This window comes from Bacteroides hominis (genome assembly GCF_033042785.2).
GTDB lineage: Bacteria > Bacteroidota > Bacteroidia > Bacteroidales > Bacteroidaceae > Bacteroides > Bacteroides hominis.
Map to the genome: position 1 here is coordinate 1,040,938 of NZ_CP178829.1, position 13,204 is coordinate 1,054,141.

The following is a 13,204-nucleotide window of genomic DNA, read 5'->3' on the forward strand; positions in this document are numbered from 1 at the left end:
GGTTAATCAATGTATTTCGTGTACTTTTGCACAATGAGAAAGAAGGCTCGTAAAACAGAAATTATAGTTCTAACAATTAAATAATTTAAAATCAATCATTTATGTGGTTAAGTAATTCATCTGTAGGAAGGAAAGTGGTGATGAGCGTTACCGGTATCGCCCTTGTCCTGTTTCTAACGTTTCACATGGCGATGAACCTTGTTGCGATCATCTCGGCTGAGGGTTACAACCTGGTTTGTGAGTTCCTGGGAGCAAACTGGTATGCGTTGGTAGCTACGCTGGGCCTGGCTGCCCTCTTCGTGATTCACATTATCTACGCTTTCTGGCTGACAATCCAGAATCGCGCAGCACGTGGTAGCGAACGTTACGCCGTAGTTGACAAACCCAAAACCGTAGAATGGGCATCACAGAACATGCTGGTGCTGGGTATCATCGTTATCTTAGGTTTGGGCCTTCACCTCTTTAATTTCTGGGCTAAAATGCAGTTACCGGAATTGATACACAACATGGGAGGAGTAGCAGACACAACTTATGCTGCCGATGGTGTTTATCACATCATGAACACTTTTTCTAACCCCGTATACGTAGTGCTGTACCTCGTTTGGCTGGGCGCCCTTTGGTTCCACCTGACTCATGGTTTCTGGAGCTCTATGCAATCTCTGGGCTGGAACAACAAGATTTGGATCAACCGCTGGAAATGCATCTCCAACATCTATTCAACCATCGTTGTTGTATGCTTTGCTCTGGTAGTAGTCGTATTCTTCGTTAAATCGTTGGCATGCGGTGCTTGCTAAATTGTAAATTGTAAATGATTAAATTGTAAATAGCATTATGACTAAGATAGATTCAAAAATTCCTGAAGGCCAGCTCGCCGAAAAATGGAGTAACTATAAAGCTCATCAAAAACTTGTTAACCCTGCCAACAAACGTCGCCTTGACATCATCGTTGTAGGTACCGGACTTGCCGGGGCATCTGCTGCCGCTTCTCTGGGCGAAATGGGTTTCAGAGTATTCAATTTCTGTATTCAGGATTCACCCCGTCGTGCTCACTCCATCGCAGCACAGGGTGGTATCAACGCAGCTAAAAATTACCAGAATGATGGTGACTCGGTTTACCGTCTTTTCTACGATACAATCAAAGGTGGTGACTACCGCGCACGTGAAGCCAACGTTTACCGTCTGGCCGAGGTATCAAACGCTATCATCGACCAATGTGTAGCTCAAGGTGTACCTTTCGCACGCGATTACGGTGGCACACTCGATAACCGTTCATTCGGTGGTGCACAGGTATCCCGTACGTTCTATGCCCGTGGCCAGACCGGACAGCAGCTATTGCTGGGCGCTTACTCAGCATTGAGCCGTCAGGTACAAAAAGGTACTGTTAAACTTTACACTCGTTACGAAATGCTCGACCTCGTCGTTATCGAAGGACGTGCACGCGGTATCATTGCCCGCAACCTCGTAACCGGTGAAATCGAACGTTTCGCCGCTCATGCTGTAGTAATCGGCACAGGTGGTTACGGAAACGCTTTCTTCCTTTCTACAAACGCTATGGGTTCCAACGGTTCTGTTGCCATCCAATGCTACAAAAAAGGTGCTTACTTTGCTAATCCTTGTTTTGCCCAAATTCACCCGACTTGTATCCCGGTACACGGTGACAAGCAGTCTAAGCTGACATTGATGTCAGAGTCACTTCGTAACGACGGTCGTATCTGGGTTCCGAAGAAGATTGAAGATGCCAAAGCATTGCAGGCAGGAACTAAAAAGCCGACTGAAATTCCTGATGAAGACCGTGACTTCTATCTGGAACGCCGTTACCCCGCATTTGGTAACCTTGTTCCCCGTGACGTAGCTTCACGTGCTGCCAAAGAACGTTGTGACGCAGGTTTTGGTGTCAACAACACCGGTTTGGCCGTATTCCTTGATTTCAAATATGCCATCGATCGTCTGGGTGAAGATGTAGTTCGCGCCCGTTATGGTAACCTCTTCGACATGTACGAAGAGATCACTGACGAGAACCCGTACAAGACTCCGATGATGATATTCCCTGCTATCCACTATACAATGGGTGGTATCTGGGTTGACTATGAATTGATGACCTCTATCCCGGGTCTGTTCGCTATTGGTGAAGCTAACTTCTCTGACCACGGTGCCAACCGTCTGGGTGCATCTGCATTGATGCAAGGTCTGGCTGACGGATATTTCGTATTGCCTTATACTATCCAGAACTATCTGGCCGACCAGATTCAGGTACCACGTTTCTCTACAGACCTGCCCGAATTTGCGGCAGCAGAGAAAGAAGTGAAAGATAAAATCCAGAAGATTAAAGCTGTAAACGGAAAACATTCTGTTGACTCAATCCACAAGAAACTGGGTCACATTATGTGGGACTTCGTAGGTATGGCTCGTACTAAAGAATCTCTGCAGAAAGCTCTGACAGGTATTCAGGAAGTGAAAAAAGACTTCTGGACCAACGTTCGCATCCCGGGTGAAGTAAACGAACTGAACGTAGAACTTGAAAAAGCCCTCCGCCTGATCGACTTCATTGAAGTAGGTATGTTGATGGCTCGTGACGGTCTGAACCGTGAAGAATCTTGCGGTGGACACTTCCGTACAGAATATCAGACTCCGGAAGGCGAAGCATTGCGCGACGATAAGAACTTCTCTTACGTAGCATGCTGGAAATACACCGGTGAAGATTCAGAACCGGAATTGATCAAAGAAGACTTGAACTATCAATTCGTGAAAGTTCAGACTCGTAACTACAAGTCATAATTCGGTTAATCAATTAAAGGAAAACAAAAATGGATAAAAATATATCATTCACGCTGAAAGTATGGCGTCAGAAAAGCCCTAAAGCGAAAGGTGCTTTTGAAACATACCAAATGAAAGATATCCCGGGCGATACTTCATTCCTCGAGATGCTGGATATTCTGAACGAACAGATCATCAATGATGGTGGCGAACCTATCGTATTTGACCACGACTGCCGCGAAGGCATCTGCGGTATGTGTTCTCTTTACATCAACGGACACCCACACGGACCTGCAACAGGTGCTACTACCTGCCAGATGTATATGCGTCGTTTCAAAGACGGAGATACTATCACTGTTGAGCCGTGGCGTTCTGCCGGTTTCCCGGTAATCCGCGACTTGATGGTTGACCGTACGGCCTATGACAAGATCATGCAGGCCGGTGGTTACGTAAGCGTAAACACAGGTGCTCCTCAGGATGCCAATGCCATTCTTATCTCTAAGGACATCGCTGACGAAGCCATGGACGCTGCCGCATGTATCGGTTGTGGTGCTTGTGTAGCTGCTTGTAAAAATGGTTCTGCCATGTTATTCGTATCAGCCAAGGTTAGCCAACTGAACCTGCTTCCACAAGGTAAAGTAGAAGCTGCCCGCCGTGCAAAAGCAATGCTTTCTAAAATGGATGAACTGGGATTCGGTAACTGTACAAACACACGTGCTTGTGAAGCAGAATGCCCGAAGAACATCTCCATCAGCAACATTGCCCGCTTGAACCGCGATTTCATCATCGCAAAACTGAAAGACTAAGCAAAACTTAGCATTTGATTAATAAGTAGGAAAATTCCCCGCCGGCATCGGCGGGGAATTTTTTTATATGAAAAGTATTATTTCTTACGGTATCTACGATACCAGATAATGAAGCCGGTCAGGGGAAGTGAAGCACCTATCAGGCTTGCAAAGAACATTAGAATTTTACCGGGAAGCCCCCAGATACGTCCGTCATGAATTTCCAGATTCATACGACGGAATTTATCAGCAGAAGAAGCTTCGGTATATTTACCGGCATAAGGACCCGATCCTTTCAAAGGAACCAGTGTATATTGATCAAAAAACAAATTATCCGTACGGTAGTAAGAACCTCTCTTATGCACAACACTGACACGGAAAACTCCGTCAGCTTGCCCGGGCAAAGCAAAATAAAAGGTTTTGGCGGCAGGTTCTTCACTGCGTAATCGCGTATAAAGTAGGTCCAAAGGCGCCTCTACACGACTGCCCACCTGTAACGTATCAGATAAAGGAAGCACATAAGGCTTCAACTCTTCACCACCGGATGTAATGCCATATACGGCCTTACTAAACCAGTTCAGACTAAAGATCAATCCGGTAAAACACAAAATGAACAACAGAAAGGACGCATAGAAACCTACGATATTATGCAGATCAAAATTCAGCTTCGAAAATGTACAAGGACGTTTCATTGTCAATCGTTGTACAAGCGCCTTACGTGTCCAGCGCCTGGGCCACCAAAGCACAATACCCGTTATCAGGGTAATCAGGAAAATCAATACACTGTAACCAACAATAGGACTCCCGATCTCCCGTGGAAGCCACAAAGTGCGATGCCCGCCAAGCACAAACCGGAAGAAATCAAAATCACCGCTCTTCTTTATTACCGATTTCAATACCCGTCCATCATATGGATCGATAAAAACCGTGCTCATACCCATCTCCGGACGATAATAATCCACCCATACCGCATCTGATTCTTCTCCGTAAGTGATGGCTGTGGCAGACGCTCCTTCCATGACAGAATCTGCAATGGCAAGTATACGGGAAGGTAACAAAAACTCTTTCTCTTGTGGGTCTACAAAACGCCAGGGCTGTATGGCATCGGTTATTTCGTCTTTGAATGCATACAGACAACCGGTGATACAAACAATGAAAACGACTATTCCCGAAAGCAATCCAAGCCACAGATGCAGTTTTGCACAAGCCTTCCGAAAAGTTTTGCCCATCTCTTATCAATCCAAGCGGAAGAACCCGCCAACAAACGTAGTTGATACTTTGGCACCTCTGACTGCAGTAGCTGTCTGAGGATCTACCTGATATATATAAGTACCTTCTGAGGTAGTTACCGGACGATAGACATAGCCTCCATCCACCAAAGCGGCAAAACGTCGCCCACCATCTCCGTTATGCACCGGAATCTCTTTAATATCACGTACCGTTTTGTTATTAAGATCGATGATGCAACACTTCAGGCTTTTATCTCCCCAACGGTCAGCCGATGTTTGCGGACTGATGGTACTGACCTCAGCAAATACCAAACCATTGCCGATATATTTGATATGGGCAGGCTTCAAACCTCCGGAAACCGTTTCAAAGTCAAAATAATAGTCATCGAAACGCGTTTCACCTTTAGGGATGCGAAGGAAAGCAGCATTCTTGGTGCCCTGCGAGAATCCGTTAGCTATGGCAGAATTAGACATGATATACATGTCACCGGACTCTACCTTAAAAATGCCGTTAAACGCATTCCACGAACCGGCAGGGCCGGTACGAGTATCTTTCATCAGCGTTTTAAACTTCATATCCGGATAAGAATATACCGCAACAAAAGTAGTATCCGTATATAAGGTTTCAAAATTTGTAGGGTTCATCGGGAAATAGGTAACATATACATTGCCTTCGCTATAACACATACCGGTGATACTCGGCCATTCGAGCTGGTTCAGTGGAAATACCGGAGTCCGGACCTGGGAGGTGATGGAAACATCACTGATATTCACCGTATATAAAGTCATCTTGTCTCCACTCTCCTTATTGGCCGGAAGCTCCAGGCCGATCATAGCCTGTCCGTCCATTTGAGTAAAGGCATTCAGCGAACTATTAAAGACAAAATCTCCACGCTCTGCCAGGTAGCCGGCTGCATCACGCACAATTCCTGTTGCACTGGTCAATCCCAGTCCACCTATACTAAATATGGTTTGCTCTCCTTGCTCATAATCACGGTATCCGTTCTGCTCAATCCCTTTACCCACCGCATTGATCGTACCGGACATCAGCTCAGATGCAGTAACCACGTAGTAAGTGGTAGTTCCATTTGAATTGATACCCAAGCTAAGCACATAGGGAGCAAAAGGGGTTTCCTCGTTCCCCAACCCCTCTTCTTCGCACGCCGTAACAGTCAATAAAGTGCAGGCAGCAAAGAAATACATATAAATTCGATAAATTGTATTCATCAGACTTTTTTTATTTGCTAAAGAAATATCTTAGTTTCACATTGAAAGCACGGCCGGGTTTCTGTAACCGGTAGTTATCATATAATTTCTGATTGGTCAGATTGGTACATTCAACAACAACACTGTACTTCCCGTTATCCATTGAATATCCCAGTGCCAGGTCGTGCGAAAACTGTTCGGGGATCACCTTCTTGGAGCTTTTCGCTCCCAGCCCCGGGAACGAAAGATAATATGAATGAATGTAATTCAGATTATAATCAAACGTCAGTACGGAGTTTCGCCAAAACAAATCATGAAAACGGAAGCCTGCATCGGCATTGGCAAATAAATACGGAATGTTTGGCAAACGCTCTTTGTAGGTAATGTTCTCTGTGATGCCTTCACCCACAAAGCTATCTTTAGTCTTTTCATACCGCTGTTGGTCTGTAATATCCTGATAAGTGAAATTGGCCCCCATATGGAACAGATCTTTATAGTTGTATCTGACGGCTGCCTCCACGCCTTTGGTCAAGACCTTGCCCAGATTCTCGTAACCCGTAGTCGGGTTACTGGTCAGGCTGACTCCTTTCAGGATGAAATCCGTCGTATAACGATAAATAAAATTTCCGTCGGCCGAAAGCTGGTGTGCCCCGAAAGTTCGAATGAAGCTCAATCCCAGATTCAGGTTCCGGCTGCTTTCCGGCTTCAAATCCGGATTCCGTTGCTGAATTAATCCGTCTCCAAACATCTCAATACTTTCCGGCAAACGATAAGCATGCTCATAAGAGAATTTCGCCTGCAAAGAAGGCAAGATATAATAAGTAGCGGCTGCGCCATAACCAAAGTTGGTCTTGTGGTCCCGTACCTTCTCCCAACGGGCATTTTCGGTATATTCATCCAGCCGCTTATAGGTAGAGCTATATAACTTATACATCTTCCCAAACACATTGGCATTCCAGCGGTCATAGCGAATCTGCCATCCCAGCCCGGTAATGTTCTTGGTCAGCTGTTGAGGCACATTGTTGTTTTCGTCATCCGGACGTACTTTATCATTCATTGTTCTTCGCATTGCAGAAACAACATGATTCAATATCAATAATTGGTGAGTATCGATCACATAACTGATGTTTCCGTTCCCCAGCCATTCGCGGTTCTTGATTTTAGAATCTGTATAATACCCTTCACCGGCCGAAGTAGATGGAACCGACTCTCCCAACCAGTTGTAGCGGCGGGTGATCGTATCCACATTAAAAGAATTTACCGAACTATACGTTCCATAAAGTGACAGCGAAAGCCCGTCAAGAAACAAGTCGTCTTTCTTATAACGGATAGAAGGGATAACAGACTCACTTTTCATTTTCACTCCGCCGTAGACAGCATCCATAGTAGCACCCGTCTGCACATCCTTATCGTTCTTTGACACAATAATGCCCGCAAGCAGATAATCTGCAAAAGGTTTACCGGTTATTCCCGTTTCCAGGCGGATACCGCCCGATTGATAGCCATCATGAAAGCGTTTCACCCATCGTTCGTCCACCTTTTTATTGGTAGCAAGGTCTATGATGGGTGCAAATACCTTATAATCATTATCCGAATAGTTATAGAACGCATTGGCGCGGACAGTAAATCCGGTCTTCAAATGGGTATAAGCCCCATTTACCGAGACTTTATGAGTATTGAAAGATCCAAACGAATAAGTGGCATCCAGGTAATTAGCATCTTTGCGGCTGACAATATTCACTGCCCCTCCCAGGGCATCAGCACCCAAGTTCACGGGTAATACACCTTTATATACCTCTACACGCTCTGCCATGTTGGCGGAGATATTGGCCAGATTAAATGATGATCCGAAGTTGTCCATCGGTATACCATCCAGAAAGAATTTCACCTGATTGCCCGAAAACCCGTTCAGACTGAAATTATAGTTGGATCCTACCCCACCTTCTTCACGGATGCGGACACTCGATACATTATTCAGCAATTTATTAAGGGGAGCAGCACTATTATAGGCCTTTTTGATATCAAGTACCGATATGGCATACGCCTGTTCCTGCTGACGACGAGCCTCGGATTTCCCAATCACTTGCACTTCATCCAGTTCTTCCGCCTGAGTATCAATCTCTATGTCCGGAATCCGGTTTACCGTCCCGGCAATCACACGCACCGGCACTTTCTTAGTCTTTACTCCTATGCCCGATACGACAATAGTCTGATTACCCGCCGGCACATCATTAATATGATAGATTCCTTTTTCATTGGTATATCCGCCGATATAAACCCCTTCAATAGCAACGGCAACCGGATAATAGGGCTGTTTCTCCCGATCGACGATTCGACCTGTAACCGTACCCTTACTTTGTTGTTGAACACCGGCATGTAAAACGCTTATAGACAAAGCAGAAAAGAAGCATAACAGAAATATTCTGTACAACAATTTGTGGTTCATCAATCACTATGTTTAATTAGGGCGCAAAGGTACAACCCTATCCATAGAGGGGCAATCACCATATATAGGTATTCCGAAAAGGATGAATACCTACTTTCTGCGAGCAGAACAGCTATTTATCCTTGGGATTCCGAATTGCCCGGGGCGAAGCACCGAACGACTTCTTACAAAAATTAGAGAAATGGGGCAAAGACTCAAAACCATATTTGTAACAAATCTCCGAAATGGTGGCATTGGTATGCTTGAGATCATACATAATCCCCTCCTTACGGCGTTTCAGCATCCATTCGTAGACCGGTTCGTGGAAGATGGTATTAAAAATGCGACGGAATGTAGTCACGCTATATCCTCCCATGTGGGCCAGTTCCTCTACGGTTTTCACCCTCATATAGTTTTGCAGAACAAAATACTGAAAGCTATTGGTATATTGTGAGAGCGGATGAACCAATGAAGACAGGTCATAGTCCGAATAATAATACCCCAGAATAAAAGCAAGTTCTTTCCGTTTGAGTGATAACAGCTCCCGACAAATTTTATTTTCACTCAAATAGTTTTTCGATCCTTCAAGGAAATATTGCAACTCCGGGATAATTTTGAGAGGTGAGTAAATCAACGGTGCCGGAATTTCATTCATAATGTAGTTATAGCGTTGTTCACAAAAAAGCTCCGGCTGGTTAAAACTGTAACACACACACTCTACATCTGTCATAGCCAATACTTCCAACTTCGATCCGATGGCTTGAAGAATAAACTCTCCGGCACGTAACATCGTTCCGGCATATTCCTGACTATTGACTAATATTTCCCCTTTTAAGAGGAAAATCATCAGGTTCTCTTCACACTTCTGGGCAGGACGATGAAAACCTCTCGGATGAGAAGCGTGCATAATGGCATTATCAACAGCCTTAGGACATATCTGACAGTTCATCTTATCTCCACAGAAGGAGTCGGACATAGCGCGTTGTGTTTTGTTTATGTTGCCGACAAATGTAGGAGATTTTTTTGAAAAAACAATTAAGAAAGAAGAAAATGGCATAAAAATAGGTTCATCCGACAAATACGTAACTGGATATCTTTCCCAATAGGATTGATAATCAGAAGATTATATTTACCATAGTTTTCTTTTCAATGTAAAGGTATTTACCCCGGCATGTAAAAGCATTTACCTCGGCATGTAAAAGCATTTACCTCGGCATGTAAAGGCATTTACCTCGGTGCGTAAAAGCGTTTACCTCGGTACGTAAATGGAGCCGGCATGCAAAGTAACGGATCCTCTACCGTAGGATAAGCGTCGGCAAGACGCATCCTTCGGATAAACCTAAAAAGATGTTCTAAACTAAAATGCCCATTCTAAATATTACAGATTGCAACCAACAAATATAAAAAGAGCCCTATCAAACTCTGCCTTTGAGTAATGATATGGCTCTTTTCTTTGTTGATAAGAGTTAGTCAAACTTCAGATGAAAAGTGCTCCTTTTCTAAACTGAACTTCAACACTCTCCTGCTGTTTACCTTTAATTCTTCTCAGGTCCTGCTGTTTCCTCATTCCAAGGGTCTACTTTAGGAACGAATGTAACTTCTGCCCCATTATCTTTTAACAACAATGTATAACGTATTTTGCTACCAGCAGTCCAAGTTACTCCACCTAATTCAACATCTCCGGTACCATTAAATATGGTTGCATCTGAAGCGTCTTTCACTGTATAAGTAACTGTTATTTTAGCATCAGCAGGCAATGTCTGTGGCAATAGCATCAATGAACCATCCGATTTATCAAACGATTTTGTCTCAGTACCTGTTATTGTTGCATAGGTTCCAGCATATTCGTAAGGAGATGTAATAACCGAACTTGCAGTACCCCAAGTACCAGCAGTTACATCAAACGTAAATGTAGCAGTCTGATTGACACCCGATATTGCGATACCTGTTACATCATATTTGTAACCATCCGTGCTACCGGTTGCAGAAAAATTAACCTGAGTCAAAATATGCTTAAATCCAAGACTTACGCCGCTACCACTATCATCAGTCTTATTTTTATCGGCAGCCTGAGCTATAAGCAGATCCTCTTGAGAAGCCACAGGGTTGACGGTATAACTAAAGCTTGGATATTGCCCTTCGGCTGACCAAGCAGATAACGCTCCGGATTCAGAAGGAGAATAAGCAAAAAATTGAAGCTTATCAGTCAATGGCCAGTAATAGGTACCTTTTGTAGCCCATAAGCCTTCTTCTCCCTTCTCTGTTTTGATCCCATTCATAAAAACCGTAGTACTAAGTTTAGTAACGTCCTTTATAAGATTACTTCCCGAGTTATAGGCATACACTTTAAAGTCCTTAAAATTATCATTCAACATCGGTGTAGCTTTAGTTGCTTTGCCCACCGCCGTATTGAATCCAATTTCCACCGGCTGTACAGCCTTTTCAATCTCTTCATTCTGTGAGCAACCCGTAATTGCCATTGCAGCAACTGCTGCGAATAAAATCTTCTTCATAATAGTATGTTTTTTTAAGTTATTAATGTTTTATCTGTATGTATTCCTTTTTTCTTATCCAACGGGCAACTCCACATTTGTTTCGTCGTCCCAGTCTCCTACATCACCGCCAATGCCGCCACCTCCACCCGGAGGTACCTCCACATCGTCTACTTTTATTTCGTCTTCTATTTCAACTTCAACCAATGTCGGCGGTTTCGTTTCATCTCCTTCTCCTCCTTCACCACCACCGGTAGGTTCTTGTACGGCTTCCGTTATATTAATCTTCACTTCCTGCACCGACTTGTCCACCTTAATAATCATCAGGTTCATCATCACCGGAAGTTCGGTCTCGGCACGGCTAATAACAACTTCGGGTAGCCCAAAAGTGGTAAATACCCCTTCTATCTTTCCGGCTTTCACGTTCAGATCAATATTAATCGGACAGGCATCACACATGGCATAACCTTTTCCTAAAAAATAATGGTCTGCCATCCCACCGACACTCCCTATCACAGTAGAAACATTACTCAACCCCTGTGCCTTGATACTAAAAGAGTAAGTTCTGACTACCAGCCTTGGTTTCAACTCCAGCGTCAATGTCTCCTCACTATTTCGTACATCCAGATCATCTATGTTTATCACATAAAGCGGATCCGGCCCCCAAACCATCTTTTCTGTTCCGGCAACCCCAAACTTACAGAGATTGGTGTAAGCCTGAATGGTTTCATAAGATTCTTCTCCACGAATCAAGACCGTTTCTGTATCGTAATTGTAAACCACAACCGAGTAATGTCCGGGAGGTACCGGTACCTCTCCACCGGTTACCGACAAATATGCACTCTTCTTTTTACCTCTTTCATCTTTCGGATAAAAGATAACCTGCATTCCCTCCGGTAGTTTCTCTGTCACTCCTTCCCAGTTTAGCGCGATCCGTACTCCACTAACCGGATAATCATCCAGCAGTTCCCGCCGGCTGCATCCCGTCATCAGCAACAACGGGCAGAAAAGCACAAAAAGCAACTGTCCTATATCTTTCATCCATCTCTATCTCCTTGCCGTTATAAGCCAGACCAATGATACCTTGGCTTTGGTAGGCCCGATAAAATTGTAACGTCCGCTATTTGTCCAGACTAACGAGCCTTCGTAAGGAGTATACTTACGGTATTCTGTTGTCAAGTATCCCACTCCCACACTAAACTCAAACGAAAGATGGCGGGCTACCTGTTTCGCATATCCATACGTAACCCCCGAGGCTGCATAATACTTTCCCTGATAACCATCTCCCTTAAACTGGAAGTCGTAAATACCTCCTTCTGCATAACATCCCAGAAAATGTCCTGTCAGCCTGCCGTGTTTCCGGCGATTTCCTAACCAGCAACGTCCTTCCACCCCTCCCGAAAGCAGCTGATAGCAGAACTCTTCTCTGCTATTCAGCCACCAGGGACATTTGTATTCAGCATTCAAAGACCAACGCTTACCTAATGGTATTTCCACTTCTATATTGGGTGCCAACGCCAAGTCATAAAGCAGATTGTTCTTGACGGCCAATACCGTTTGCCGCCCCACCTTCTCCGATTCCATTACTGATTTTTCCCTATTTACCATGACAGGCTCTCCTCCGGCAAGTTTACCGGGAAGCGGTTTAGCTGTTTCCACTCCATATACCGGCTTTACTTCTTTTACCGTCATTGCCGGAAGCCGTTTTCTTTGCGGTACCGACAGTTCCGGTAATATCCGGTTCGCAATGTAATGGTAAGCTTTTCCTCCGTTAAGCCGACGCAATAAAGACTCACATCTTACAGGATCATCACGATGGTAATCCAATAACATCAGTACATCTCTCTGATCGGGCACCTGTGAATCTGCAGCAATCTTCTCGTACAAAACAGACCAGTCTATTTTTTGAAAATCGAACCCTTCTTTCCTTATGGCATCCGTCATCGTCATCATCGCAGAACCTTCACCCGGCAAAAAGAAAAGGATCCCCCAAAAGATGAATATATAGATGCGATTCTCCATAGTTGCTCTATTTGTATAAAGCAAATATAGAGCTTTGAAATTAAACAAAATACACTTAATCTAACTAAATAAAGGGCCTGGTTTGTTGTGTGAAACGATTGGAACGATTTTGCAAGTTTGACGGGGTTTATCCTTCCCTAAAGACTGCTAAATAAACAGGAAGAAGAGACATTATAAAGGCATATCCGTGAAAAACCGTGAAGGAATTCAAAAGAGAGACAATATTCAGGGAAATATTTGGAGAATCATCCGAAGAGAATTACATTTGTAATGTGATTTTTTTCATAGTAT

General features: G+C 44.1%; 10 protein-coding genes. 3 read left to right on the forward strand and 7 right to left on the reverse strand.

Annotated features, from left to right (window positions below; all coding sequences use genetic code 11):
- Window positions 1-101 precede the first annotated feature (101 nt).
- From R3O62_RS04605 to R3O62_RS04615, 3 genes are read left to right on the forward strand one after another with little or no spacing between them, the layout of a single operon-like run.
- Window positions 102-794 carry a succinate dehydrogenase/fumarate reductase cytochrome b subunit gene (locus R3O62_RS04605; protein WP_005782920.1) on the forward strand — a complete coding sequence of 231 codons (693 nt, stop codon included), beginning with the start codon at window positions 102-104 and terminating at the stop codon, window positions 792-794.
- A 37-nt stretch (window positions 795-831) separates the two neighbouring features.
- Window positions 832-2,775 (forward strand): fumarate reductase/succinate dehydrogenase flavoprotein subunit, encoded by a 1,944-nt coding sequence (locus R3O62_RS04610; RefSeq protein ID WP_005782919.1) that lies wholly within the window; start codon window positions 832-834, stop codon window positions 2,773-2,775.
- A gap of 29 nt (window positions 2,776-2,804) precedes the next feature.
- Window positions 2,805-3,560 carry a succinate dehydrogenase/fumarate reductase iron-sulfur subunit gene (locus R3O62_RS04615; RefSeq protein WP_005782917.1) on the forward strand — a complete coding sequence of 252 codons (756 nt, stop codon included), beginning with the start codon at window positions 2,805-2,807 and terminating at the stop codon, window positions 3,558-3,560.
- 77 nt (window positions 3,561-3,637) lie between these two features.
- Here the strand turns inward: R3O62_RS04615 and R3O62_RS04620 are convergent, their stop codons facing one another.
- From R3O62_RS04620 to R3O62_RS04650, 7 genes are all read right to left on the reverse strand, one after another.
- Window positions 3,638-4,768 carry a PepSY-associated TM helix domain-containing protein gene (locus R3O62_RS04620; protein WP_317472978.1) on the reverse strand — a complete coding sequence of 377 codons (1,131 nt, stop codon included), beginning with the start codon at window positions 4,766-4,768 and terminating at the stop codon, window positions 3,638-3,640.
- A 6-nt stretch (window positions 4,769-4,774) separates the two neighbouring features.
- Window positions 4,775-5,995, reverse strand: a complete 1,221-nt coding sequence (locus R3O62_RS04625) for a DUF4374 domain-containing protein (protein WP_005812529.1) — start codon at window positions 5,993-5,995, stop codon at window positions 4,775-4,777.
- 10 nt (window positions 5,996-6,005) lie between these two features.
- Window positions 6,006-8,420: a TonB-dependent receptor gene (locus R3O62_RS04630; RefSeq protein WP_005812527.1), complete on the reverse strand. Its 2,415-nt coding sequence runs from the start codon at window positions 8,418-8,420 to the stop codon at window positions 6,006-6,008.
- Window positions 8,421-8,532: 112 nt separating this feature from the next.
- On the reverse strand, window positions 8,533-9,375 hold the full coding sequence (locus R3O62_RS04635) for a helix-turn-helix domain-containing protein (protein ID WP_032540919.1): 843 nt from the start codon (window positions 9,373-9,375) through the stop codon (window positions 8,533-8,535).
- 559 nt (window positions 9,376-9,934) lie between these two features.
- Window positions 9,935-10,912, reverse strand: a complete 978-nt coding sequence (locus R3O62_RS04640; RefSeq protein ID WP_234185346.1) for a fimbrillin family protein — start codon at window positions 10,910-10,912, stop codon at window positions 9,935-9,937.
- 54 nt (window positions 10,913-10,966) lie between these two features.
- A complete protein-coding gene (locus R3O62_RS04645; protein WP_005782906.1) occupies window positions 10,967-11,932 on the reverse strand; it encodes a DUF5119 domain-containing protein in 966 nt (321 codons plus the stop codon).
- Between the two features lie 6 nt (window positions 11,933-11,938).
- Entirely contained in the window at window positions 11,939-12,961 is a 1,023-nt protein-coding gene (locus R3O62_RS04650) for a DUF3575 domain-containing protein (RefSeq protein WP_394854563.1), read from the reverse strand.
- Window positions 12,962-13,204: the final 243 nt, after the last annotated feature.

What these genes read in the sequence shown, in the direction of transcription:
- R3O62_RS04620 (WP_317472978.1), bottom strand. Translation starts at nt 4,768, where the DNA reads ATGGGCAAAACTTTTCGGAAGGCTTGTGCAAAACTGCATCTGTGGCTT.
- R3O62_RS04610 (WP_005782919.1), top strand. Translation starts at nt 832, where the DNA reads ATGACTAAGATAGATTCAAAAATTCCTGAAGGCCAGCTCGCCGAAAAA.
- R3O62_RS04630 (WP_005812527.1), bottom strand. Translation starts at nt 8,420, where the DNA reads ATGAACCACAAATTGTTGTACAGAATATTTCTGTTATGCTTCTTTTCT.
- R3O62_RS04635 (WP_032540919.1), bottom strand. Translation starts at nt 9,375, where the DNA reads ATGTCCGACTCCTTCTGTGGAGATAAGATGAACTGTCAGATATGTCCT.
- R3O62_RS04615 (WP_005782917.1), top strand. Translation starts at nt 2,805, where the DNA reads ATGGATAAAAATATATCATTCACGCTGAAAGTATGGCGTCAGAAAAGC.
- R3O62_RS04625 (WP_005812529.1), bottom strand. Translation starts at nt 5,995, where the DNA reads ATGAATACAATTTATCGAATTTATATGTATTTCTTTGCTGCCTGCACT.
- R3O62_RS04645 (WP_005782906.1), bottom strand. Translation starts at nt 11,932, where the DNA reads ATGAAAGATATAGGACAGTTGCTTTTTGTGCTTTTCTGCCCGTTGTTG.
- R3O62_RS04605 (WP_005782920.1), top strand. Translation starts at nt 102, where the DNA reads ATGTGGTTAAGTAATTCATCTGTAGGAAGGAAAGTGGTGATGAGCGTT.
- R3O62_RS04640 (WP_234185346.1), bottom strand. Translation starts at nt 10,912, where the DNA reads ATGAAGAAGATTTTATTCGCAGCAGTTGCTGCAATGGCAATTACGGGT.